Annotated in this window: 17 protein-coding genes; 7 read left to right on the top strand and 10 right to left on the bottom strand. The window is 46.0% G+C overall.

Annotated elements, in window-relative coordinates:
• Window positions 1-155 precede the first annotated feature (155 nt).
• Window positions 156-1,703 (top strand): L,D-transpeptidase, encoded by a 1,548-nt coding sequence (locus tag AZI87_RS15885; protein ID WP_063209071.1) that lies wholly within the window; start codon window positions 156-158, stop codon window positions 1,701-1,703.
• Window positions 1,703-2,374 carry an NAD(P)H-binding protein gene (locus tag AZI87_RS15880; protein WP_172795533.1) on the top strand — a complete coding sequence of 224 codons (672 nt, stop codon included), beginning with the start codon at window positions 1,703-1,705 and terminating at the stop codon, window positions 2,372-2,374. The genes AZI87_RS15885 and AZI87_RS15880 overlap by 1 nt, the downstream gene beginning before the upstream one ends.
• Window positions 2,375-2,398: 24 nt before the next feature.
• Here AZI87_RS15880 and ftsY read toward each other — a convergent pair whose 3' ends face one another.
• From ftsY to AZI87_RS18435, 3 genes are all read right to left on the bottom strand, one after another.
• Window positions 2,399-3,565, bottom strand: a complete 1,167-nt coding sequence (ftsY, locus tag AZI87_RS15875; RefSeq protein ID WP_063209069.1) for a signal recognition particle-docking protein FtsY — start codon at window positions 3,563-3,565, stop codon at window positions 2,399-2,401.
• A gap of 135 nt (window positions 3,566-3,700) precedes the next feature.
• Entirely contained in the window at window positions 3,701-5,287 is a 1,587-nt protein-coding gene (locus tag AZI87_RS15870) for a methyl-accepting chemotaxis protein (RefSeq protein ID WP_063209067.1), read from the bottom strand.
• A 129-nt stretch (window positions 5,288-5,416) separates the two neighbouring features.
• The gene (locus AZI87_RS18435) at window positions 5,417-5,608 is read right to left on the bottom strand and encodes a helix-turn-helix domain-containing protein (RefSeq protein WP_063209065.1); all 192 of its coding nucleotides are present in this window, start codon (window positions 5,606-5,608) and stop codon (window positions 5,417-5,419) included.
• A gap of 211 nt (window positions 5,609-5,819) precedes the next feature.
• Here AZI87_RS18435 and AZI87_RS15860 point away from each other — a divergent pair, with 211 nt between their 5' ends.
• Entirely contained in the window at window positions 5,820-6,110 is a 291-nt protein-coding gene (locus AZI87_RS15860) for a KH domain-containing protein (RefSeq protein WP_063209063.1), read from the top strand.
• Here AZI87_RS15860 and AZI87_RS15855 read toward each other — a convergent pair.
• The 6 genes from AZI87_RS15855 to AZI87_RS15830 all read right to left on the bottom strand — a co-directional run bounded on the left by AZI87_RS15855 (window position 6,107) and on the right by AZI87_RS15830 (window position 12,397).
• Window positions 6,107-8,431, bottom strand: a complete 2,325-nt coding sequence (locus AZI87_RS15855; RefSeq protein WP_063209061.1) for an FHA domain-containing protein — start codon at window positions 8,429-8,431, stop codon at window positions 6,107-6,109. The two genes, AZI87_RS15860 and AZI87_RS15855, sit on opposite strands and share 4 nt — an antisense overlap.
• Window positions 8,432-9,334 carry a hypothetical protein gene (locus tag AZI87_RS15850; RefSeq protein ID WP_253696905.1) on the bottom strand — a complete coding sequence of 301 codons (903 nt, stop codon included), beginning with the start codon at window positions 9,332-9,334 and terminating at the stop codon, window positions 8,432-8,434. It lies immediately after the preceding gene.
• A gap of 9 nt (window positions 9,335-9,343) precedes the next feature.
• The gene (locus AZI87_RS15845) at window positions 9,344-10,990 is read right to left on the bottom strand and encodes a microtubule-binding protein (protein ID WP_063209059.1); all 1,647 of its coding nucleotides are present in this window, start codon (window positions 10,988-10,990) and stop codon (window positions 9,344-9,346) included.
• 252 nt (window positions 10,991-11,242) lie between these two features.
• Complete coding sequence (locus AZI87_RS15840; RefSeq protein ID WP_063209057.1) at window positions 11,243-11,425, bottom strand: DUF5522 domain-containing protein; 183 nt, start codon at window positions 11,423-11,425, stop codon at window positions 11,243-11,245.
• Entirely contained in the window at window positions 11,415-11,969 is a 555-nt protein-coding gene (locus AZI87_RS15835; protein WP_063209055.1) for a GNAT family N-acetyltransferase, read from the bottom strand. The genes AZI87_RS15840 and AZI87_RS15835 overlap by 11 nt, the downstream gene beginning before the upstream one ends.
• A gap of 17 nt (window positions 11,970-11,986) precedes the next feature.
• Window positions 11,987-12,397, bottom strand: coding sequence for an RrF2 family transcriptional regulator (locus AZI87_RS15830; protein ID WP_063209053.1), 411 nt, complete (start codon window positions 12,395-12,397; stop codon window positions 11,987-11,989).
• Between the two features lie 172 nt (window positions 12,398-12,569).
• Between AZI87_RS15830 and AZI87_RS15825 the strand changes: the two genes are divergently transcribed.
• The 4 genes from AZI87_RS15825 to AZI87_RS15810 all read left to right on the top strand — a co-directional run bounded on the left by AZI87_RS15825 (window position 12,570) and on the right by AZI87_RS15810 (window position 24,124).
• Window positions 12,570-13,211, top strand: coding sequence for an NAD(P)H-dependent oxidoreductase (locus AZI87_RS15825; RefSeq protein WP_063209051.1), 642 nt, complete (start codon window positions 12,570-12,572; stop codon window positions 13,209-13,211).
• A gap of 213 nt (window positions 13,212-13,424) precedes the next feature.
• Window positions 13,425-17,144 carry a TolB family protein gene (locus tag AZI87_RS15820; protein ID WP_063209049.1) on the top strand — a complete coding sequence of 1,240 codons (3,720 nt, stop codon included), beginning with the start codon at window positions 13,425-13,427 and terminating at the stop codon, window positions 17,142-17,144.
• 116 nt (window positions 17,145-17,260) lie between these two features.
• Window positions 17,261-20,608, top strand: a complete 3,348-nt coding sequence (locus AZI87_RS15815; protein ID WP_063209047.1) for an NHL repeat-containing protein — start codon at window positions 17,261-17,263, stop codon at window positions 20,606-20,608.
• Between the two features lie 150 nt (window positions 20,609-20,758).
• The gene (locus AZI87_RS15810) at window positions 20,759-24,124 is read left to right on the top strand and encodes a 6-bladed beta-propeller (protein WP_081112254.1); all 3,366 of its coding nucleotides are present in this window, start codon (window positions 20,759-20,761) and stop codon (window positions 24,122-24,124) included.
• 52 nt (window positions 24,125-24,176) lie between these two features.
• On the opposite strand, the gene AZI87_RS15805 is transcribed toward AZI87_RS15810, so the two are convergent.
• A complete protein-coding gene (locus tag AZI87_RS15805; RefSeq protein ID WP_063209043.1) occupies window positions 24,177-25,532 on the bottom strand; it encodes a hypothetical protein in 1,356 nt (451 codons plus the stop codon).
• Window positions 25,533-25,554: the final 22 nt, after the last annotated feature.

Raw genomic sequence — 25,554 nt, 5'->3', positions numbered from 1 at the left:
CCCTGCGTGCCCACTTTGGGCACTGTGCAAAAAACATCGACGCTGATTTTAAGCACATTAAAAAATACCGGAGGTCTAGAGCCTGTCACGCTTCTTGCTAAAACTGTTTGAGTCAATGACAAAGGTTTAATTGAAAAGTGTACGGAGGACGTATCATGACAAAATCCACGACTCGCAGATTGTGCTCAGCAGTTTTAAGCGTGTTAATTGCCACTTCGCCGATGATCAGTCAGGCGCAAGCATTAACAGAGCAAACTCAGTCTGCCAATGCCGCCGCAGTTGGAATGGAAAAATCCAAACTCAGAGTGGGTCAACGTTACTTCATTTCCGCTGACAGCCTGAATGTCCGCAGTAGCAATGCGACATCTGGCAACAATATCGTCGGCAAACTTTCCATTAATGATGAAGTGGAAATTTATGATCTATTAAATGAAGCAACACCTTTGGTGCAAATCAAGATCATCAAATCGGCCTCTGTTAAAGCAGATATCGCTCCCGAACTTTTTGTTTCTAAAGACTATCTTTCAGAAAAGCAGTTGCTAACAGCCGCTTCCAAATACTTTGTTATTCAAAACGTGGCAACGGAAATCACGCGTGTTTACGAGCGCTGCACGGAAACTCCGAACTGCCCGCACAAACTTGTGATGGAAACAGAGATGGTCGTCGGCCGTCCTGAAGAAGGAACGAAAGAAGATCCGCATGCTTTTAAAACCTGGCTAGGACATTCACGCATCTCTGAATGGATTAAATTCTATCAAGACGGTATGGCTCACTATCCTCACTGGTATCGTGCTGGTCAGGACTTAAAAACAATTCCAAAACCCATCACCGATGGCGTTTCTAAAATCGTCAATTCACGCAAGTGGATGGTGGACGATGCTCGTGGCGAAAAAACCATCTATGGTGCTTTCGGTTGGTATGCGGCAAAGGTGACTCCGGCAGATGAAACAAATGGTATGAACTACCAATGGATGCATGGAACTATTGGTTGGGGTAAAGATGGTTCTGAAACTATCGAGTTGACTCGTGGATTCTTCATGAACTTATTCTCGAACCCTGGTTCTTCTGGTTGTACTCGTCTTGAAAACCGTGCGATTGCCTACCTGCGCAGCTTGTTGCCAGTGGGTACAGACATCTATCGTGTTTATGCTCGTGAGTCGACTCGTGAAAAAGAAATCGTATCTGGCTTCTTTAAAAAGAAAGTGCAGCCACTTCCACGCTATGCTGACAAGTATGAAAGACCAGGTAATTGGGATTACATCTTGTTGACGAATGGCGCTCAACAAAGCGGCGGTTTGACTGCGGACGCAAAAACGATCATCGAAAAAGCTATTCAGGTTATTCCTGACCACAACTTGATTGAAGCTGGTCAGTACGCGATTGATCAATACCCGAATGCAATGGGCTTGAACTACGGTCGTGGTGCAGCTTCCGGTAAGAGTGGTGACCGCTACAGAATCGACTCTGGTAAAAAAGAAGACGCTTACAAAACAAACTTCCGTGGTTACTTCCTAGTGGACGAAGGTCGTTTTGTAGATTACGCTCACCCTGATTCTCGTCTTACAAAAGGCGTGATCAAAGTTAGCGGTCTTGCTGATTTTAGAACGACAGTTCCAGAGTTCTTAGCAACAACTGGAGCACACAATCCTCCAGAGATCCAATACCAAGCTGAACAGGATAACGGAGGACCTAGAGGGAACTAATGAATTATCCTGCCAGTGTATGTATGGTTGGCGCATCGGGGCTCGTGGGACACGAGCTCCTTGTGCTTTTAGGGCTTCTTGATGAAATCTCTTCTGTGAAAGCGGTCACTCGCTCGCCTCTGGGTCGGCTTCCTGCCGGTATCGAAAACATTCTTTTAGATTTTAATAAATTGAAAGATTATGACTCGGTTTTAAAAGCCGATATCTTTGTCTGCTGCTTGGGAAGCACGATCAAAAAAGCCGGCAGCCAAGAGGCTTTTCGCAAAGTGGATCACGATTACGTCGTTGAATTCGCAAAGGTCGCAGAAAAAGTCGGAGCGCAGAAGTTCTTAGTCGTTTCTGCCATGGGCGCGGATGCAAATTCGTCGGTTTTTTACAATCGCGTGAAAGGCGAAATGGAAAATGATCTGCGTAAGCTGAAAATTCCGCAGATCGAGGTGTTCAGACCCTCATTGATTTTAGGTGATCGAAAAGAGCCTCGTGCGGGAGAAGACATCGCGCAAAAATTAAGTCCTTACCTGAATCCACTTTTGGTCGGACCGCTGAAAAAATACCGCGCAATCAAAGCCAGCGATATTGCCAAGGCCATGGCGATTGCCATTTTGAATTTTCATCCGGGATTTCATGTCTACCCGTCAAATAAAATTCAGGATATCGCTGACCAAAAATAAACGGTCAGCGATCTTGCCTTTAAATTACTGAAAAAGAGAATCGACGAATTCTTGTGAAGAGAAAGTGCGAAGATCTTGGATTCTTTCACCGACACCAATGAGTTTAATCGGAATTTGCAACTCTTGGGCAAGTCCCACCGCCACGCCACCTTTTGCAGTGCCATCCATCTTGGTTAAAACCGCGCCCGTTAAAGTCAGAGCATTGTGAAATTCTTTGGCTTGCATCAAGGCGTTTTGACCCGAATTTGCATCAAGCACGATCAAGGTTTCGTGAGGAGCTTCCGGGATGACTTTTGCCATCACACGCTTCATTTTTTTAATCTCTTCCATCAAGTTGGCTTGTGTATGCAGTCGCCCCGCCGTATCGACGATCACGACATCATAGTTCTGCGCTTTTCCTTTTGCGACAGCATCAAAGGCCACCGCACTTGGATCTGTCACACCTTCAGGAGAGAAGATTTCAACTTGCGCACGATCAGTCCAAACTTTTAATTGTCCCCCAGCCGCCGCGCGGAACGTATCACCAGCTGCCACCAAAACTTTTTTACCTTGGCTAGCAAGTTGAGACGAAATTTTTCCGATAGAAGTCGTTTTTCCGGCGCCATTCACACCTACGATCATCAGGACTGTCGGCCCGTGTGCTGCAAACTGGATTTTAGAAAGAATGCCTTGCTCTGGCGTTGAAGAATGAGAACCGGCAAAAATATTTTTGATCTCTTCTTTTAATGCCGAGCGAACCGTGTCGTAATCGGCACGCTCTTTCTTCGAAAGCTTTTCTTCCAAAGCGGCCATCAATCTTTGCACGGTCGTTGGACCCAAATCGCTCGTGTAAAGAATCTCTTCAATTTCATCTAAATGGGCACTTCCGGAATCACTTTTAAATAGATTACGAATACGGCCGAAAAGGTTTTCTTCTGTTTTCTTTAAAGCTTCTTTAAGATCGACCGCAGGTGCTTCAATATCAGAGACAATTTGACCCGTGGAATCCACGTGCGCTAAGACCGCTTCTTTTTCTTCTGCGGGCTCGGCCGTTGTTGGCATTTCACGTTTTGCCTCATGAGGAAGTTGTTGCGAAGGCTGGCGCGTGCGGCGCAAGTAGCTTAGGATGATGACACCAAAGATAACAAAAAGAAGAAGTCCTACGACGTAAAATAGAATTTCGATTTGTTGAGCATGTCCGGCTGACATCATAAAACCTCCAACAGCGTGCGTCACAGATAGTCCTAAAACCATCTTATTTAGCGCACTTTCGCCTTAGAGACTAGATGAATCTAAAAGCTAGGCCGCGTCTTTCGGTTGCGGCCCAGCTTTAAAAGGACTTGAAACTTAGAAACCTGCTACATTTCCAACTTTACGGTCACCGTCTTCCAAAGGAAGTACGTTTTCCATTTCCGCTTTGCGTTTCACCATAGCGGCCTTCATTGGAGTTTTAAAAGCCAAAGGCGCTTTCGCATGTGTTACAGAAGCTGCACGTTGAGGGGTGCTCACACCTTGAACGAGCGTACGAAGATCCACCACAAGGTCAGCCAAAGCCACCGCTTGCGCCGACATTTCTTCCGAAGAAGCAGCCACTTCTTCAGAGGACGCTGCGTTTCCTTGAGTTGCTTGATCTAATTGATTCATCGCTTTTGAAATTTGCTCTAAACCACTGGCCTGTTCCTGGCTCGCGACAGAGATTTCATTATTAAGATCCGCGACTTTCTTCACAGAGTTTACGATGTCTTTAAGAACCGATCCGCTTTGACTAGCCACGCGAGCGCCGTTTTCACTTTTCGCGACGTTTTCTTGAATCAACGTCGTAATGTCTTTCGCGGCCACGGCACTTCGCTGCGCCAGATTTCTGACGGCCTCGGCCACCACAGCAAAACCTTTACCTTGCTCTCCCGCACGAGCCGCTTCCACGGCTGCATTCAGCGCCAGAAGATTTGTCTGGAAGGCGATGTCATCAATAACGGTGATGATTTCTTCGATCTGTTTAGAGCCTTTGGCGATTTCTTCCATCGCGCCAATCAATTTTGTGATTTCACTTTCCCCATGTTCCGCCGAGTCTTTCGACTTCTGTGACAACGCATTGGCTTCTTTTGCATGATCCGCATTTAGTTTTACCATGCTGGAAAGTTCTTCGATCGAGGCCACTGTTTCTTCCAGCGATGCTGCCGCTTCAGAGGAACCTGATGACAACTGCTGACTGGCCGCTGAAAGCTGAGTACCTGAAGCCGAAGTTTGGTCTGCGGAATTTGAAATTTCACCACTGATACGAGTCAATGATTTGGCCAAAGATGTCGCGAAAATATAACCGACGGACGTCGCCGCCAAAAATCCGACAGCGATAATAATAACGACAAAGGTTTCACCGCGTGATGTGGCTTCAGCAGCCTTGATCTTGGCCTGTTTTACGGCTTCCTCGTGGAAAACGAGAAGTTCTGATAAGGCATCGTCGTGAGAGCGACGCAACTGTGGAATTTCTTCATCCAGGATTTTATCAACTAAAGCCTGATCACCTTTAAGGGCGGCTTCCATCAACTTTTCTCCGCCTTCAACGAACTTTTTCCAGCCCGCATCGACCTTCGCGAAGATGGCTTCTTCATTCGGCAGGAAAGGAACCTCTAAATACTTTTTCGTCAATTCGTCATTGCGAACGATGGATTCTTTGAATTCCTCGTGCCACTTGGAAACCTCTTGCGGGTTTTTCGCCAAGGACGCGCGTAAGATCGTACGATTTAATTCTTGGGCACGATAACGAATGCGACCAATGCTGTTCACATTAGGCAAATTTTGGTTGGCAATCACGCTATAAACGCCAACAACAGTGCGATTGGATTGCCACCCAATACCGCCGACCAATAATAACAACATCGAAATTCCGACAAAAGCCAATATCATCTTGGCTTTCAAGCTAAAGCGCGCAAACATACTTCATCCCCTGCATGTGTTTGATTGTTTTTCGAAGACGGTCAAAGTTCACCTAGTGGTGTTTTTATACCGTAAACATGCTGGGGTTATCGGAGTGTTCCTCAAGTTCTAAAGAGGCTAATTAAAAATTTACTCAAAAAATTCTGAGATCTCGACCCTAAATGCTAAGGAGAGTTTATGAAGTGTGTAGAGACTCGGCGAGTGATTCCCCGCCTCCAACCTTTGATAGTTGCGGAGATCGAAGCCGAAATCCTCCATGTTTCGCTGGGATAGGCCCTTATTCTTGCGGATCCTTTTTATATTCACCGCAATTCGAACCATCAGCTTCTCATATTTTGTCTCTATGGATGCCACCTAATCAAGTTTATATATACGGTATAATTCTACCAGTGGTGTTCTTATACCGTCATTGGTCGAGTCATGTTTCTGCCAAAACACATGTTGATAGAAGGATCCCACAAAACTAGCCTTTGTTTTTTCATTGCGCTTCCCGATTTTTAGGAAGCAATAATAGTACGGCAGGTAAGTAAAAATGGATCAACCAATGCGCCCTTTCCGCGACGAAGTCAAAGACATCATTCTTTCGATCTTAAGAACCATGCTCACGAACGAAGACGATGTAAACGTCACATATACAGCGGGAAGCAGAACCACTGTTTATAAGGTGGAGTGTCATCCGGATGACTATGGAGTGCTGTTAGGAAAAAATGGCCGCAATATTGAGGGGCTGCGCCGAGTAACAATGGCAATGACCACACGTTTTGGTAGCCGCGGTGTTATTGAGCTTCCAGACATTCCAAAAGATGAATCTTTTAACGATTAGTGCTGCGCCATGCGACGACGCTGAACTTCTTCTTTATAGAAGTTGCGTTCAAAACGACGGAAGGATTCCACACGCACTTCTGAACCAAGAATATCCTTCATGCGCACCAAGCTGTCTTTTTCTAGCTGACGCATTTTTTCGATACCTTCTTTAATAAAGTCCGGATGAATTTTTGCGCGCTTATCATTTAGCTCTTTCACCAGGGCATTCGCAGTCGAAATCACCTGGATGGATTTATCTTCATCTACACGCCAGGTCTTTAACAAATATTGAGCAGCCGACTTATAAAACTTCTGCTGAAATTGTTCGTCGGTGTAAATTTCCGGAAAATTTCTCGTATAAATAACCGCGTCTGTGTATGAATCCTTCACTTCTTCCGCTTGCGGAGGATTGAACTTACGTTTTTCCAAATCCTCTTGTCGTTTTTTCGCTTCTTGAGCCACAAGACTTTGCATCGGTGCTTGATCTGAAGAAACTTTTTCGACCACAACCTGGCTTACGAAGTACACCAACGCCCCCATGGCAAGCCCCACGGACGCCCAGCGAACTTTCTCTGACTTACGTTTCTTCATCAAATCAACCGGTTTAGATGAAGATGCGGTCGTTGATTGGGCCAGCGAGGCCACTTTGCCTTCGATGGCTTCTTTGATGTGGTTTTCGACGGATTGAGAGATATTACGCCATTGTGATGGCTCCATAAGCATTACAATCTCTTTTTCAACGGCCGCGTGGATTTCTTTAATTAAAGAAGATTTTTTCTGAATCACGTCGGTCAGAAGATCTTGTTCCATTCTTTGAAGGCGTTTCGACATCTCTAGGCGCATTTCTTCAAGACGCTCTTCTTCCGTTTTTACCATCTGCGATTTTTCTTTTTCTAGTTTTTCATTCAGGAAGATCTTCTGCGCGTCGTATTCCTTAAACAAGTGGGCTTTTTTAGCTTCGATGTCACGGACATCCATGCTGAGATGAGCCTGCTTTTGTTGAAGGTTTTTGATGGATTCTTCAAGCTTCGTGTTTTGTTGGGTGAACATCTCTTGCGCTAAACGAAGCTCTTTGAGCTTTGAGTCCTCCAAAGTCAGAAGCTCTTTCACGCGAGTTTCTTCTTTTAATAGAAGCTCTTTAATGCGCTGATCTTCTTTACTGACGATTTCTTTTAGCCGCGCGTCTTCGGTTTCGCGCAAGTTCGTTAATCGCGCTGTTTCACTTTCAAGCAAATTCTTAAGACGCAGTTCTTCACTGTCGTGCAGTTCTTTTAAACGCAAAGCTTCGCTCTTCAAAAGAGCTTCAGCGCGTTCTTCTTCCAGTTGATTCTTTTCTATCAGCTCGGCGTTGCGCTGATCCGTTTCTGTCAACGTAGACTGCGCTGACCGGAGCTTTTCTTCCGTTTCTTGCAGGTTTTTAGCAAGAACTTCCAAGGCTTCTTTATCTAAACGCAATTTTTCCTGCGCTTCTGCCGTTTGCAGTTGAGAAAATTCCAATATGCGTTGCGCCTCTTCACGGGCCCCACGCAGCATGCTGTCCGCTTCGGTCTGCGCTGCTAAGCGACCACTTTCTAAAGCTTCGCTTTTCATTTTCTCTGCCGCGAGCGTCGCTTCCGAGACTATGTCTTCAGAATCGACCTTCGCTTTGTCTTTTAAAGACTGCACGTACATATCAACTTCTTCTCGCAGCTCTTGAGCCATTTTGCGAGCTTCGGTCAGCAGTTGACGTCCTTGAGATTGGAAATCAGAAAGAATGGCATCCGCTTCTTTATGAGCCTCCGCCATGCGCGTTTGATAAAAGTATTCTGCCTGAGATTGGGCTTCACGCGCCTTTTGATAAATGGCTTGAACCCTTTTTTCGGCTTGGGTTTCGCCTTCTAAAATAATCTGCGCGGCTTTGCGTTTTGCTTCATGCAGGATTTTTTCCGCTTGGAAATGCGGAGTATTTGGTGGCGGCATTGCCACTGTATCCGGAAGAACCGGTTCCTCTTCGGGAACAGGCTCTTCCTGAGGCAGTGGCTCTTCCACTTCATCCGTCTTAAGATCAAAAGTCAGAACGTACTCCGAGCGGCCCAGTTGGACCTTATCAGTCACAACGACATTGACAGGTGTGCCTTGCACAATCTTCGTTCCGTTAATAAACGTCCCATTGGACGAATTTTTATCTTCGATCCAAATCTGGTTCCAACGACGATTGACGACAAGATGCACACGGCTGATGTGATTATCGTTTAAAGCGATATCACAATCGACAGAACGGCCGATGGTGAACGAGTCTTTGTTCACCTCTCGGCTGAGCACCTGATCCTTCCTTTGGATTGTGACAGTAAACTTATTCAATTACGCACCCCGGGCAATGGCTGCCTTTCCTATCTCTTTATTCAAAGCATCCTCGGCCAAAGCTTCAACGGCATCACGATGTTCATCAAAAGGTCTTTCGTGTTCTGGGTAGTTGTTGTTGTCACTGCGGTACCACAACAAATCCAAAGCACTTTCAAAACGGTCGACCATCGACACATAAGATCTTTCCGGAGAAAGAATCACGTTCGTCACGTGCGATAAAAGCGAGAAGATAATACCCACGATGGACGTCTTCATCGCAAATGAGATTTCATGAAGGAAGCGGTCCATGATATTCTTCGTACTTTCTAGATCCTGAAGATTCATAGTTCCCAACTCTTGAAGACCGCCGGCAATACCAATGAAGGTACCTAAAATACCACCGACAACGAAAAGACCTGGTAAGATAGAAATCAAGTCATTCAGTCCTACCATCGGGATCACACCAAACACACGATTGAAACAAGGATTATGTTGCAAAGTCGCCTTTGTGATATTCAAGAGCTTAGGATTTCCCTCGCTCCACTTTAAGAACTTCAATTGTTTAAGAATGTCTTTCACCAACCAAGCACAGCCTTGGCGGACCAAAAACACACGGTCACTTGTTGCCATAATGGAATCCGGCTTACGGCGTTTCATACGATCACGGATTTCAAAGACTTCATAATAAGTTCTTTCCAAAAGTTTTTTCGAAAGAACATAGAAAGAAACATTCTGCGCTTTGCCTGGCACTTCGCCTTCGATAAAACGATTCACGCGTTTTTCGAATTCTTTGGCAAACCACTCATGACGGCGAACTGTGTAATAGATCATGGCTCTGAAGAAGAAGCCAACCATGAACACCGCGCCCATCGCGTAAGGTAGAAATATAATAAAATATTCTGCTAAAGCTTTTGAAGTCACAACCCACCCCTATTTCTTTTGATCCATGCTAAAACGAATAATCACGCGCTGCGCTTTTTTGCAGTCATTCTGCTTACAGAATTCGGCTGCTGAAGCGACATTTCTATTTTGCACCTTCATCACTTCCAAGAAACTTCGACCAGAGACTTTCATCAGGCCCAGAAGTTCTTTTTGGTGATCAAAGGACACATTCTGTTGATCCAACATGTAACTAAAAATGGAATTCGCACGACGATAACTCAAGTCCATGTTGTACTTGATCGCCGCTTTGTCTTCAGGCTTGCTACTTTGCGGATCGATAAAACGTCCTTGATAAGTAGGCGACGCAAAACCGATCACTTCGACGGCTGAAATTTTGTCAGAAACTCTTGGATTGCCAAAAAGAGATTTCGAATAAATCGGCATCGCTTTTTCAAGGACACCTTTCATCTCGGCTTTCAAGCGGTCGGAGTCGCTATCAAAGTACGCTTGACCGAAATCTAAAACCACATCGCCGGTTTGCATGTCGATATCAGCTTTCACACCGGCTTTAGCAAAACCTCTTTGAATTTCTCCGGCCACCATTTTTCGCGCTTCGATTTCGGCTTTGGCCTTTGCCAATTGCCCTTGCGTATCAGATAACTGACCTTGAAGTGCGGCTGCTCTTTGCGCTCCGGCCAAACGCTCGGCCTGCGCACGAGCTTCCGCCGCAGCCACCCCAGCTTGCAAACGCGCCTTTTCGTTGGCAAATCCTGCCGCGAGACCAGCTTTTTCATTCGCAAAGCCTGCCTGCATCGCTGCCATACGCGCTTGCGCTTGGGCTTTTGTTTCAGCCAACTGACCGCTCAAGCCCACGACTTCGCCTTCTTTCTTCGCCAACAATCCTTGAGTTTTTGCAAGCTCTCCTTGAGCTTGTCCTAACTGAGTTGTCGCTTCTTGAAGCTGAGATTGATATTGAGCATTGACTTGCGAAAGTTGCTGAACTTTTTGTTGGCTTTCCGCACGAGCCTGCGCCATTTTTTGCTCGAATAAGTTCTTCGTGATCTTGTTCAGTTTATAAGCGGCACGAAGGTCGTTCACACGCTTTTGCAACACAGCTTGAGTCTGGCGGATTTTAAGTTCGCCCTGAGCAATAAGCTGCTTCTTTTCTTGAATATCCTGATTAAGGTCAGCGATTTCTGTTTCTTGAGTTTCGATTTCCACGTCTTGTTCTTTAATAAGGTCATCACGGTTGATGATCTTAGATTTTGCCATTTTATTGGCGTTAAGAACGTTGCGCACCATTTGCTGGTACTTATTAAGAGCTTTGACTTTCTTTTCATTTTCCAAAGCTTCTTGCACTAAGCGGTCTTTCTCCGACTTAGCATCTTCTTGCAAGAGAGTGAGCTTATCCATAAGCTCCTGGTACTCTTGCGCTTCGTCCTTCGTGGCCTGGTTTGCCAGATAGTCATTCTTGACTGATTCATACATCTTCAATTGATGCTCCAGCTCTTCCACTTTCATGGAAAGCTTTTGATTTTCAATTTGATTTCGCAATCCTTCGGTCCCTGTGCGCAAACTTGCCGTCACGTAAAGCAACAGAAAGATCGTGCTTAAACCCAAGAACAAATCCGAATACGACGTCCAGAAACTGTCTTGCGAATTATGGTCTTTATTCTTGTTATAATTAAAAGACATACAGACGCACCCCACCTGCAACCAAGGATAACAGGGGTTTACAGAAGTCCTATGCCTCAAAAACAGAATCTTGTGTTTTTGTTTTCTTAGAAATGTCGAACAGTTAAACATGTCCCAGGTGTCGAGACACGATTCCAAATAATTATGAAAACTTTTTTTTCAGCCTCTGTTGAGATTCTGTCAAAGGAAGCTTCACAAGTTTTATGTTACCTAAAGCCCGTGCGGATTTTGCCAATACTTAAAACGTGTTTTCTAATTTGGCGTTTTTTCTTTTTTCTTATAGGGGCAGTGACGGCAGCCTGAGTTGCAACACTGACCGCGACGTTTGTGAAAAAGTTCGGTGAAAACCAGATAGCCAGTTTCAGGATCTATATAGCTGTCTTTCCCTTCCTCGCAGGCTTTGCGATGAAGTTCGTCGGTTTTCTTAATTTCCATTTTTTAGTTTCGCGTAAATAAGAGTGTCGCGTCTTTGCCCGTTTTCGATACAGTGTTTGCGCAACCGCCCCTCCAACATATATCCACAACGAAGGGCCACGGACGCAGAGCGCGCATTCGCACCCGAGCAACGAATTTCAATGCGAAAAAAACCTTCGTCAAAAAGGACGTTTTCCAAGGCTCTTACGGCTTCACTAATATAGCCTTGGCCTTCGTACCCACCCACGATCCAATAACCCAGTTCGCAGCGGTTGTGCTCCCAGGCAATGGTGTGCACACCGACATTTCCAAGATAGATATCGCCGTCATTAAGAAAGACGCCGTAATCGAACATCTTAAAGTCGGCCCACTGCTTGTGAGTCATCTCGATGTATTCGCGCTCGTCGTGAATACCTTTTGTCCAAGCCACCCAGGGAAGAAATTTTCCTAAGCGCTCACGATCTTCATCCACACGACGAAACATTTCGGTCGCAAGCTCAATACGGTGCTTTTTCAGAGTCACACGCGAGGCCGCGATCGTTTCGGGGAGATGATGAGGAGTCACAACAACCTCTTTAATTGTTATTTGATTTTTCCGCAAAGATCAGAAAGGCGAATTCCTGACAGATACTCCATGGAGTTCTTTTCAATCCCGTTGGCCACTTCATCCATGAGTTTTCCCATGTTGCAGCTGACAAGGCATTGTTTCATTGGCTCTTTATCTGGTGTTGCGATCAATTTTTTATCGCAAACCGCGGTGTAAATTTCCTTCAAGGAAATTTCTTTGGGTGATTTTAAGATTTTGACTCCGCCTGATTTTCCTTTGAAGGACTCCAAAAGGCCCGCGTCGACAAGACGAGAAACCAAACGACGAATCACTGTTGGATTCGTGCGAATGCTGTTGGCTAACTGATCTGACGTCAGCAACTCGCCCTTGTGATAAGCAAGGACCGTCATGATATGAACTGAGACAGAAAATCTTTGATCGACCATAATGAGATCTTACCTCAATCCCTAAAAATAAACAATCTTAAGGACTTAGGGCCCTAAATCAATTTAAGCGGTTTATAGGACTTTTAAATGTGCGTTTTACTGTTGCATTTAAACTCAGATCCCATTATATTGTGCTCATGTCTGTTACATTTATGCAGATCATGGAGAATATATGACTCATACAAGTATTAAAGAAGCTCTAGACTGGCGTTATGCAACAAAGCGCTACGACGCTACAAAAAAGATCTCAGAAAAAGATTGGGAAGTATTAAAGGACTCTTTGCAACTCGCTCCTTCTTCTTACGGAATTCAGCCGTGGAAGTTCTTAGTCATTGAAAATCCTGCTCTGCGTGAAAAATTAAAGACTGTCTCTTGGAATCAAACCCAAGTGACTGATGCCAGCCACTATGTCGTCTTCTTATATAAAGAAGAAATGGACGAGGCTTTCATACAAAAATATATCGATCGTATTTCTGAAGTTCGCTCTATCCCCCACTCCTCCCTGGATGGCTTCAAAAGTATGATGATTGAAAATTTAGTTAAAGCTCCAGATGAAAAAATTCGTGTATGGTCGCAACGTCAAGCTTACATTGCCATGGGCTTCTTATTAGAAACTGCGGCGATGTTAAAGATTGATGCGACTCCGATGGAGGGCTTTGATCCTGCTGCCTACGACGAAATCTTAGGTTTGCAAGGAACAGGCTGGAAATCCGTTGCTACAGTTGCTTTGGGATATAGACATCCTGAAGACTCATTTCAAAATCTCAAAAAAGTCCGCTTCGCAGAAGACTCGATTATTCAGTACGTGAAGTAGATCCCGCCGCAAAAACCCCAGTGTTCATCCCTCCGACGCTGGGGTTTTTCTTTTCTGTTTCCTCGAGGAAAATCTCGCAATCCAGATGGCCTTCCAGCTTCAAAGCCACTAAAAATCCCTGTCGCAAACTCGCGTTCATGTTTTCGAATTTTTCATTCTGAAAATCTCATTTTGAAACTCAACGTTTTTGCTTTTTAGGCCGAAAAGTTTTGTATGGGTGCAAATATCTACCGGTACGTTCTGCTCATTTGCTTTTTTACTTCAGCCTGCTCTTTAGATGCATCGCTTGAAGACTTCCGTAGCATTAATCGCTTGCACTTAAATTTTGACGAAAACAATAAAGCTGTTTCATCCTCAAATTATCGCTCTTATTCAGTGATGGGCTCATGCATCCACGTTGGGAAAGAAGTCCAGGTTCAACTGGGTTCCTTTTCAGGCAATACTACCTGCCTGCCTGACAAAACTTTCGTGGTGCTTCTGGATCTAGAGGGAATTACTGAGGGCGAGTACGCCCTGACAGCTCGCCAAGAAGAAACCGAAGCGAAAAAAACATCGGAAGATACTGAAACGGTGACAGTGGATCTAACTCCACCTCTTGTCACCGTGAACCCCTTGGATAACAGACAGAATTATTCTTTGTCGTCACTAAAAGCAGACTATCCCGTCGGCGGTGATTGCTCCGAACCCTTCAATGTGGTTAAAGTCTCGACGTCGCTTTCTCAGGAGTATCTGGCCGTGTGTTCAGCATCGCAGAAGTGGGAAATCAAACTCAATCTCTCCTCTGAGACAGCCAGCTCCATCGATTTTTATATTCAACACTTCGACTCCGTAGGAAATATTTCGACGGCAGTGACGGCGAACATCGCCTATCCGCGCTGGCAAAAAATCAGCCCCGATATTACGGCAACAGGAGTTCCGTCTGTGCGGATCCTCACGCAATACGGAGACAGCGGGCGCATTCTCATGGCGAGTCCCCTTCGCAACGACGACCTGGTGGATCTAGGCATCGTGAATTTCAACAACACAGGTCTTACTCGCATCAACCCTCTTTCTGGCCAATGGGGTCTTGATACCTCGAAATTTCTGGCAGCGGTGCCCAAACACGGACGTGCACTGTACGTGCGCTCTACCATTGGTCGCACTCAACTGCGCGAACTTCATTCTGTCAAAATCGACGGCACCGACGATAAGGTGTTGATGGGACCGACAACTGCAAATCCCGTGGGGGGCGTCACTAACTACTTATTAGCTCCCAATCAGGATATTGTTGTCGCTTTGGGTGACATTGAATCCACCGACAATGAATTTAATCTTTACGCCATCAGCGTGCTTTCTGGAGCCAAAGTTAAACTGAACGGTTCGTTAGTGAGCGGTGGTGATGTGCGAGATTTCTTAATCACACCCAACGGCGAAGAAGTGATTTTCCGCGCCGACAAGGATACTGATGAAGGCATTGACCTGTATGCCGTGAAACTAGATGGTACAAATCTGCGCAAGATCAGTCCCACCATGGCTGCCGGAAAAAGTGTGTATGCCGGGTATCGCATCAGTCCTGATAGCAAGTGGGTGACTTTCCGTGAAAACCAAACCTTCTTGAGCGGGTCCAATACCGCCTTATCCGTGGTTTCTTTGGTCAGCGGAGAAATCACGAATATTTCCGCAACAGGAACTCAAGGTTTCGTCGAGATCGGTGCCTTCAGTCCTAATTCTAAATATCTTGCTTATCGTATTGATCGACCTTTCGTGGGCTGTTATTCGCTGCTGGTTTTAAATCTAGAAACAAAAGCAGAGACACAAGCTTCTCCTGCTTGCACAAGCTCCACGAATGATCTGCTTAGCTACGCCTGGTCGCAAGACTCGCGAAAGCTGGGCTTCGGTATGACCACAACGGCGAATTACTATGACCTTTTCGTCGCTAATCTTGATGGCACGGACTCTCATCAGATCACCACCGTGGCGGCAACACGCAACGGCGTTAATGGAGGCTACAAAGAAGATTCGATTGTATTTACTCCGGACAATACGCGAGTGCTGTTCATTGCGGATTTATCAGGAGTCGCTTATGCCTCCACCAACGATATGAAGTTCGACCTTTATAGTGCTAAAGTAGATGGATCAGAACCTCCCGTAAAATTGACTACAAACTCGATTGCGACTTTCGCGCATGACTACCCCGTTATAAAAGTCAGCCCTACCAGTGATCGGGTTGTGTTTATTTCAGATCTTTTGGTCGATGCACGCTACGAGATGTTTTTGGCATCAGTCGATGGCAGCTCTATTCGAAAAATCAGTCCCGCAATTTCCATTGCTACTGGCGGTGTGATGTTTGCTAATCAGAATTATTTTATCGATTGGACACGCAACCTGGCCGTGTTTCAGTCCGACACTATCACGGATAATGTCTATGGCGTTTACTTAGCTTCTCTCAGTCTTTCGTCTCCTTCTTTAACTAGCATTACGATGCCACAAATTATTTCTGGCGACGTTCCTGCCCCACTTGCTGCGGCGAATGGATCCAAAATCGTTTTCCGTCAGAATCCCACTCTGGACGCAGAAATGCACATTTATGTTGCGGATGCTGACGGTTCCAATGTGTTGCGAATGACCAAAAATTTTCCTACAGGTGGTGGAACAATACGCAGCTTTTCCGTCACAGCGGATGGAGCAAAGGTGATCTACATCGCGGATCAGGATACAGCTGGCAAGGAAGAGCTTTATATTTCGGACACGTCTTCAGCCAGCACACCTTTAAAATTGAACGCAGCCATCACAGCGTCTGGCGGAAACATCACTCAGTACAAAGTCATCGAGTCTGCGAACAAAATCCTTTACATGGGTGATCTTGCCGCGGATTCCGTGATGGATATTTACGTCGTCAATTTTGATGGCACAGGCAACACGAAACTTACACCGGCTTACTCGCATACCACGACGATCAATCAATGGGATGTCACACCCGATGGTTCTGCCATTGTCGTGCGATGGGACTATCGAGTGGCTACAAAAATTGAAGTGGATATGATTCCCCTTTCCGGCGGAGCACCTGTCGCCCTGAATGCCGCGATTGGATCCGCTTTCGATGTCAACGGGTTTTCAATTTCGAAAGACTCTGCTTGGGTTTGTTACTGGGGTTACCTCACGGTGGCCCGCCGAAACGATGTACGCCTGGTAAATGTAGCCACGCCAGCAACAAATTATCTGGTGGACGTAGGCATCGATACAGCACGAATGGCGACAGACTGTAATTTCAGTCCGGATTCTTCCTACGCTATTATCAAAGGCGATTGGGCAACAGATGGAAAGACCGCCCTTAAAACTTTCAATATCAGCACCCAAACTTTATATCCTATCAACGCTTCGTTGGATGCCACCGCCAACACCAGTTGGTCTGAAGCGCTCATCGAAGGAAGCAACAAGCGCTTAATCACGCTTAGCGAGTCGGCGCCGGAAGTTTATGAAATCTACAGTTCTAATTTTGATGGAACTGATTCAAGAAAAATTAGTAAAGCTCCCTACGCTGGCGGTCAGGTGAATGCCAATACTTTGCAAGCCGTGCGCATTTTAGACGATGCGGATCGCACGATTGTTTATTCAGGTCTTATCGACACCTTAGGAAAATGGGATCTTTACGCCGTGAAGTGGGACGGGACTTTACAACGCAAACTCGTCACCTTGCCTGCTTATGCCGATATCTATGATTTCTTCGTGTATTCGGGAAACACGCGCGTGTTCTATCGTGCAGATGCCGACGCAGATGGAATGTTAAGTCTTTATTCCGTAAACGCCGATGGAACGGGTTTAAAAAATCATATGCCTGGACTTTCAGGAAACACCGGCGTTTGGTATTCCCCTGTCATTAGTACATCGCATGTGTTTTTCCTAAGTGATGCTTATCAAAATCAGCTCTTAGAGCTGTTCGTTGACTCACTTTAAAACGCTCCCTTCACGAATCGCGTACATTTAGCTCAGTACCCACCTATAATATGACGAAGAGTAGGGAAACACTTCTGTCGGGTTCGTTTTCATTTTTTTGTGTTTTGGGGATAAAAATGTCACTTCGCTTTTGGGTCAGTCTCATAAGTCTGATGCTCATTACTGGTTGCGGTGTTACTGCGAATATCGCAAGCCTTCTTGGAAAAACGCCCCTAGCCACAGTTTCTCCCGGACCCACCGTGAGTGTCGATAACACTCTTGATTTATCAGCCCTAACTCCTGCCACAGGAAAATCTCCTTTCACTTTCGAAGTTGTTAACGGTGATGCCACTATTTCTGGAAGCACGTTAACTCCGGGAACAACTCCCGGAGATGTTCTTGTTAAAATTACCGACGGTGACGGCACAGAGACTTTCATAAAAATTCCGGTGACGGCTTCACTTGATATTTCTCCGAAACAACTGACCTTAAGCACAAATAGTTCTTATACCTATACGGCAAATCATGGCGTGCCACCCTATACATTTTCTGCGACCGGTGGAACTATCACGACAGGCGGAGTGTTCACTCCCGATGGATCTTTAAATCCCGCGACCGTCACAATTACGGACAGTCTTGCAAATTCAGTTTCTATAAATATCACCGTCAATCCAGCATTGAGTTCTTCGCTGAATCACGGAGTTATTGCCGCCAACAACAGCGCCACACTGACAGGAAGCGGCGGCGTTCCCGGCTACAGTTATTCGCTTGTATCGGGACCAGGATCTATTGGTGCTAGCACGGGCACCTACACTTCCGCAGGAGGCACGGGTACTGTGACTTTACGAGTGACAGATTCCTTAGGAAATACTTTCGATCGTACACTCACGGTGAATCCAGTGTTGGCGGCCTCTCCAGCGAGCGCTCGATTATTGACTTCGACTTTAAGCTCTTTTTCAGCGACAGGTGGGGTTCCACCTTACACCTACACGATGGGTGTTGGCAGCACAGGAACAATCAGTCTTATGACAGGCTCCTATACGGCACCCAACACGGCTTCCGCCGACACCGTTATAATAACGGACTCTTTGGGGAACACAGCCACCTCGCTGGTTGATGTCGTTACTTCTGTTTCACTGGCTGTAAATCGTTCCTCGATGCCACCGGGAGTCGCCGTGACCTTTACGGCCTCAAATGGTTTTCCACCTTATACATATTCGATTGTTTCTGGTGGCGGAAGCATTGATGCCATCTCGGGTGTTTACTCTGCTTCAACTTCGGGAAGTAAAACAATCGCCGTTACTGACAGCTTAAGCATGACTTCACAAATGACCATCACCGTTTATGAACCTTTAGCGGGAAATGCATTTGCCGTCGGCATTGGCGACACCGCCACCGTGACGTACACCGGTGGGGTTCCTCCGGTCAGCGCATCCATACTCAGTGGCGCAGGCTCGGTCAGTGGATTGACATTCACCGCTCCAGGCACAGCCGGTACGACGACTTTACGTTTGACGGACTCCGATGGAAATGTGGCTGATACTATTGCGACCATCACTCCCCCGCCTTCGTTCACAAGTTTTTCAGTCAACAGTCCTTTCACAAGCGCCAATGTCAGCGTCACTATGGTGGGTGCGAATTATGACTCCTGGTGCCTTCGCTTGAATGTGAATTCTACGGACGGTTGTACTTGGCAAACAGGGCCTCTTCCCACTTCGTTGGACATTACTCGCCCACAAAAATTATATAAAGATCCCAAATCGTATTATGCCTTTTTAAAACGGGGTAACAGCATTGCCGCCGCTTCGGATCACAAAATCTTTAACAGCAAATTTCCGTTGGGAAGTCCTTGGGCCGCGTTTGATCCAAAATATGTCTTCGCCCATGGCACCGACCTTTGGGTGTATGATGCAGCGACACCGTCTGTTCGCAAATTCGATAAACACGGGAATGTTCTTTTTACCATTGGTGAATTCGGATCCTTCAAAGGGATGATCAATCCACTTAAAGGTCTTGCTTCAGACTCTGCAGGCAATTTGTATGTCGGTGATAACGTGAATCGGCGGGTTCAAAAATTCAGCCCAACCGGTGCATGGCTGATGCAAATACCAGCGACCCCAGTAGGTTCGACAGAAAACGGATATTTTAACGACATGAGAGAAGTCGCCGTAGACTCAGCAGGAAACGTCTATGTGGCTGACGGTCGCCACATAATTCAAAAATTTAATAGCGTTGGAGAGTGGCAGGCTAATATCGGTTCCTCGGGAACTGGTGATGGCCAATTCATAAACATTGAAGACATAAAAATTGATTCTGCCGGCAATATCTTTGTTGCTGATACTGGAAATCATCGTGTTCAAAAAATCGGTCCCAGCGGCACATTCCTCATGAAGTTCGGCAGCAACGGAACTGGAAATGGGCAGTTCAGTGGCCTCAAAGATCTTTTTCTTGATTCCTCAGGGGACATTTTGGTTTTAGACGAAAGTGGTCTTCAAAGGTTCAGCAGCACGGGCACTTGGCTATCTAAACAGGTTTTATTAACGTCACCGACAAGCTTTCCGGTGTATGTTTCAAGTTTTACGATCGACTCGGAAGGCACTCTTGTTGTCGCCGATTCCAATTTGATGGGCATCGTAAAATTTGATGGTGCTTTAAACCCAACGCCTTTGGTGCGAAGAATTTCCAACGATGATGGACATTTCTACATTCTTCAAAAAATTTCAGTCGATGCCTCTCAAAATATCTGGGTCGCAGAGAGCCACAATCACCGAATTCAACAGTTTGATAATAACGGTGATTTCTTGATGAAAGTGGGCTCAAACGGTACCGGAGACGGCCAGTTTCAATATCCTGGGGCTATCGCAGTCACGAATGACGGCAGTTTCTTTGTTGCTGATAACGGCAACCGAATTCAAAAGTTCGATGCGGCGGGAAATTGGCAAAGGACCTATCCTATCGGAATGAAAGCTACCGCCTTGGCTTTGGATTCTGCCGGTCAGCTTTATTTCACCTCGACGGGTTCAAAAATCAGACGTCTTAATCCAGATACGGGCGTTGTCACTGAAGCCTTCGACACTGCGGGCACACCGGATAGTGGATTTTTTTCTCCCGCTGGAATAAGTATCGACAGCTCTAACAATTTTTATATCGCATCTGACTACCACGTGCTGAAGTTCAGTCCCACGGGAACATTTTTGTTTTCGTCGGGTGGATGGGGGTCTACAAGTGGTAAATTTAGTCAAGTTTTAGGCGATGCGGCTGTTTCACCGAATGGCGACATTATCGCGGCTGACCAAGGTGGAGTTGCGCACATATTCAGTAGTACAGGAGCATTCAAAGCAACCATTAGCTCTTCCGGCCTTGGCAGAAAAGTTAATTCTCCCCGAGGTATCGCCGTTGATAGCGCAGGAAATATTTATATCAGCGATAGCACGAGAAACCAGGTCCTGAAGTTTTCACCAGCGGGTGTTCAGCTTTTTGATTGATCTGCATGTGCACCCAAACAGTTTCTTTATTTTTCGTGGTTCGGAATGAGAATTCAGAACCTCATTTCATATTTTACCTTTTAGTGAAATTTAACTACTGACGAAGAGATCTTTGAACCTACTGAACGTTTGTAAAAACAGGATTCAAAGATGCTCAATTTGAGACATTTACTTCAAGCTGTCACACTCTCGATGTTGATCTGTGGTTGCGGCGTCACCGCTCAGATCAGCAAGCTTGCCAGCGAGCTGACTCCGACCCCGTCGCCAACTTACGAAGACCTCACAGATGGGCCAGCTATCACAATCAATAACCCCTTGGATTTATCGACGGTCCCTACAACTGGAACAGGTCCTTATACATATGAAATTATAGAAGGCAGCGGAAGTATTTCAGGCTCCACTTATACCCCAGGTGCGACGACGGGCGATGTTATTATTAAGATTACGGATGCCAATGGAGACGTCAGCCACATTAAAATTCCTGTAGCTCCAACACCGACGGTTTCTCCTGCACAAGTTTTTTTAGGAGTTTCTGATACATTTGATTTTTCTGGGGCGAATGGCGTCCCGCCGTATACTTACTCTGCGACAGGAGGCACTATCGATTCTTCGGGATTGTTCACTGCCGATGGAAGTACTGGGGCAGCGACTGTTACCGTCACTGATAGTTTAGGAAATACTCACACGCTCAATTTAACCATTCGACCTGCATTAAACTCAGCAGTCACGGCGTCTACCATGGCCGCCACTAGCACCGTTACTATGAGTGGTATTGATGGAGCCGGTGGATATACGTATTCCCTTGTCTCTGGGTCTGGTTCAATTCACGCATCAACGGGAGTTTACAGTCCCGGCGGCACTTCAGGCACCGTCGTTTTACGAGTGACCGATGCTGCCGGTAAAACTTCAGATCAAAGTGTCACAGTGGCGCCATTGTTAACGATATCTCCGATAAATAAAATAATTTTGGTGAATACTACGACGACGTTCACGGCTTCGGGTGGAGTACCCCCTTATTCATATGCGGTCGGGATCGGAAATACAGGTACAGTAGGACTCACGACGGGTGCTTATCAGGCCCCGGGAATTGCCGCTAGTGAGACCGTCACCGTCACAGATGCTTTGGGAACCACGGCCACAGCGACAGTGCAAGTAAATCCCCCAGTAAAAATATCGGCGACTAAAACAAAATATTATACGAATACCTCAATCACTGTTTCGGGTGCTGATGGAATTCCTCCTTACACTTATAGTTTGATCATGGGAACAGGAACGTTAAACAGTACCACAGGTGAATTTACAACGACCACGATAGGGACTAAACGTTTTCGTGTTACCGATTCTACAGGCGCTTCAACCACTCTTATTACTACGGCCTACAACCCATTACTCACTTCAACTTTCAAAGTTGCGATAAACTCGATCATCACATTTACTCCCTCGGGCGGTATTCCACCTTACACGACGACGTTGCTTAGTGGTGGAGGCTCCTTGAGTCTGCTCAACTACACGGCCCCAGGTACGTTGGGTGTGGCGACAATCCAAGTCACCGATACTGGCGGCACCAGTGTGAATGTCACCGCGGATATTACAAATCCACCTTCGATTTCTCAATTCGAAATTTCCGGCCCATACATTTCTGATATCGTGAATGTCAGCGCAGCCGGCAGTGAATATGATAAGTGGTGCATTTTAGAGGGACTTAACTATGTCTCTGCTTGTGTCTGGCAGAATGGCACATTACCGGCAGTTTTTGATACGAATAAACTTTATCGCGAAGGTCGCAGCTATTTTGCCTTTGTAAGTCGAGGCAGTGCCGTTGCATCCGCTTCAAGTCATAAGTTCTTTAATTCCACTTTTCCATTGGGATCTAAAAACAACTTTGGTTCTCCGTCAGGTATTGCAACCTCGAGCGACGGTTTTTGGATTGCTGATTCATCTTTGAATAAAGTTTTTAAATATGACGCCAATGGAAACTGGCTCATGACTCTAGGTAGTGACAATCCTACGGCGCAGACGGGATTCTTCAAATACCTAGCTAGAATTTTTGTGGACTCCAACGACAGACTTTACGTGGTCGACCAAGGCAACGACCGCATTCAAATCTTCGAGGCCAGTGGAAGTTATAGTCGAACTGTACCGGCGGATGGGGTGATGGACTCCCCCACCAATGGGCACTTTGAAAATCCTTGGGCTGTATATGTTGATAATAGTGGAAACATGTACGTTGCAGACAACACGGGTCGAGTTCAAAAATTTGATTCTACGGGCAACTGGGTCTTTACCTTCGGAAGTTTGGGGACCGGTAATGGACAATTTTCTGTTCCCAGAGACATCGAGGTCGACAGCAGCGGAAACATCTTCGTCATGGATTATGGAAACTCCCGTGTTCAAAAGTTCGATAGTAACGGAACTTGGCTAGCGACTTTCGGTGGTCCTGGAACGACTGACGGCCTTTTCGACGCCATTGCTGATATTGAGATCGCGCCTTCAGGTGATATTTATGTGATGGATAAAAACAGGCTGCAAATATTCAATAGTGCTTTCGTGTTTCAATCTTCCTCTCCGATCGGAACTGGTGAAAATCTTGTTAACTATGCCCATGCACTGAGCTTAGACTCTCTTGGAAATTTCTATGTGCTTCAATCTGGCAACCAGATCGTTTCCAAGTTTAATAACAGCCTTGTTCATCAATTTACTGTGGGAAGCACTGTTCGAGAAAACGGCTCATTCAATAATCCTCAGAACATCTTTCGAGATTCCTCAGGAAACCTTTGGGTTGTTGAACGCACTGGATGTCGAGTTCAAAAGTTCAGCTCTACCGGAACCTGGTTGATGGCTTTTGGTAGCTGTGGAACGGGCAATGGAGAGTTTAAAGAGCCTACAGCCGTCGTAACGGCCTCGGATGGTTCTATCTACGTAGCAGACTCACTGAATCTTCGTATTCAAAAGTTTGATTCCAGTGGAACTTATTTATCTCAATTTCCGTTTGGTCAAGTTGCCGATATGGTCATTACCTCCTCCGACGTTCTTTATGCCAGCCGGTCTTCCACAAAAGATGCCGTCAAATTTGCGACCGATGGTAGTATTATAGAAGTTTACAGTTCTGGAGCTATCGGCACAGTCCAGGGGTTGGCTGTGGATGCTAGCGGAAGCGTCTATGTTGCAGATCCCATCAACACCGTTATTCATAAATTCAGTCATGATGCCATCTATTTGGGAACCATCGGTGGCCCCGGGACTGGCAACGGTCAATTCGGCAGCATTTCTGATCTCACGTTCGCGCCAAACGGAGATATCTACGTTCTTGAAAATGGTGGCGTAAATCGAGTGCAAATTTTCGATAGTACGGGCACCTATAAGTCACAGTTCAGTTCATTTGGATACGGTATAGGTCAACTGGTCTATCCCATGAACATTGTAATAGATCCGACCAATGAAAATATTTATATCGTTGAGCCTAATCGCCATCGCGTGCAAAAATTCAACTCTAGCGGTGCGCCTCTACTTCAATAAGTCTTTTAAACAAAAAACCCCGAGATCGCTCTCGGGGTTTTTGATTTTTATTTTATTGTGCGTCCATGAAGCTGAAGGATTCGCGAGGCGCGATTTCGTAAATCTGCCCCTCGAGTCCCGTATTCAAAGGAGTTGTTTGCGTGCCGTTCACAGCTACTAGTGAACCGCCTTCTGTCAGACCAATCACCTGGCCATTCACTTTGTAAGCTCTTACCAGTCCTGAAGCCATCGGCGTATTTACCGGATTGATGAAGGGGCTAAGTCCTCTTTCATTGCAGCCGAATTCATAGACTTGGCCGTTAGAAGCTAGAAGATAGTTCGAACGAGCCGCGCGAGAGTACCCATTCGAGTAAAGAATGCTGACAGCCTCCCCTTGCGGGATCTTTACATCTTTTGCAGAAGGTGAACGCGGGTCACAGGCAAAAGTGATTTTTGAAGTGTAAACCTTCGCTGTCCACTGTGCACCCAAGTGAAGATCAGCAAGTTCCGCACGTTGTGTTGGAGATTGCGTGTTGTATTCTACGATTGCATCCCCCGCTGTTTGTACGATTTCACCTTCGTTATTGGCGAACATGTAGCGGGCGTTTTGTGTGCGATCTGTTGGAATCAAAATCATGTGCTGTGCACGCGGAACGATCTTACCCAAGAAAGGAGCATTGCCTAATGCCGTCAACTGGTTGTTGCCCGAAAGATCCATTGAATAAAGCTGTGTGGAGTCCGCCATCAACAAAAGTTTTTGCTCACGATCAATTTTCACTGGGACTTCGAAAGCTTCATCCGCGTAAGTCACTGCGGAAGACATGGCGTAAGCTTTTAACGCTGGGTGAATGTCTGTCGCGTACTTCGCCAGTTGCGCGTAAGTTTCGACACTGACCGCATAGGAACCGCCGTCGGAAATACGCGTGTCGCAAGCGCCAGAAAGACCTTTGCGCGCTCCACGAGAACAAGTTGTATGAGGATAACCGTCTATGTGACGAGCTTCGTGCATGAAAACGCTCGCGCGATCTAATGCTGAAAAACTTTCTGTCAACATCATCGGGCACACGTACATGGTGTTTCCGAATCCATAAACATAAGCGCCTACACCTTTGGGGCAGTTCGCCTGAACATCGATGTCCTCGATACGGCCGATGAAGTAGTCATACCAGCTGGAAGAAAAACGACCTGAGAATAACTCGTCCTGGCTTTTTTGCATGTTCGGTTCAAACGCCGTTTTACGCATGAACATGATCGCCTGAAGAAGGTTCGCTGTTTGCGAGCCGTCGTAGCAGTAATCTTTATTCGCTAATTGTCGAAATTGAGAAAAGTGTGAAGCAATTGTTTGCATCTCGCTTTTTGAAATGCAGTCCGCAGCGAAGCTAGTGGAACCCAATAACGTGAGTACCAATACGATGAAAAGTTTGTTCATAAAATCCCCTCCATTTAATGAA

This window comes from Bdellovibrio bacteriovorus (genome assembly GCF_001592745.1).
Taxonomy (GTDB): Bacteria; Bdellovibrionota; Bdellovibrionia; order Bdellovibrionales; family Bdellovibrionaceae; genus Bdellovibrio; species Bdellovibrio bacteriovorus_B.
This window is presented reverse-complemented; position numbering and strand designations above follow the sequence as displayed.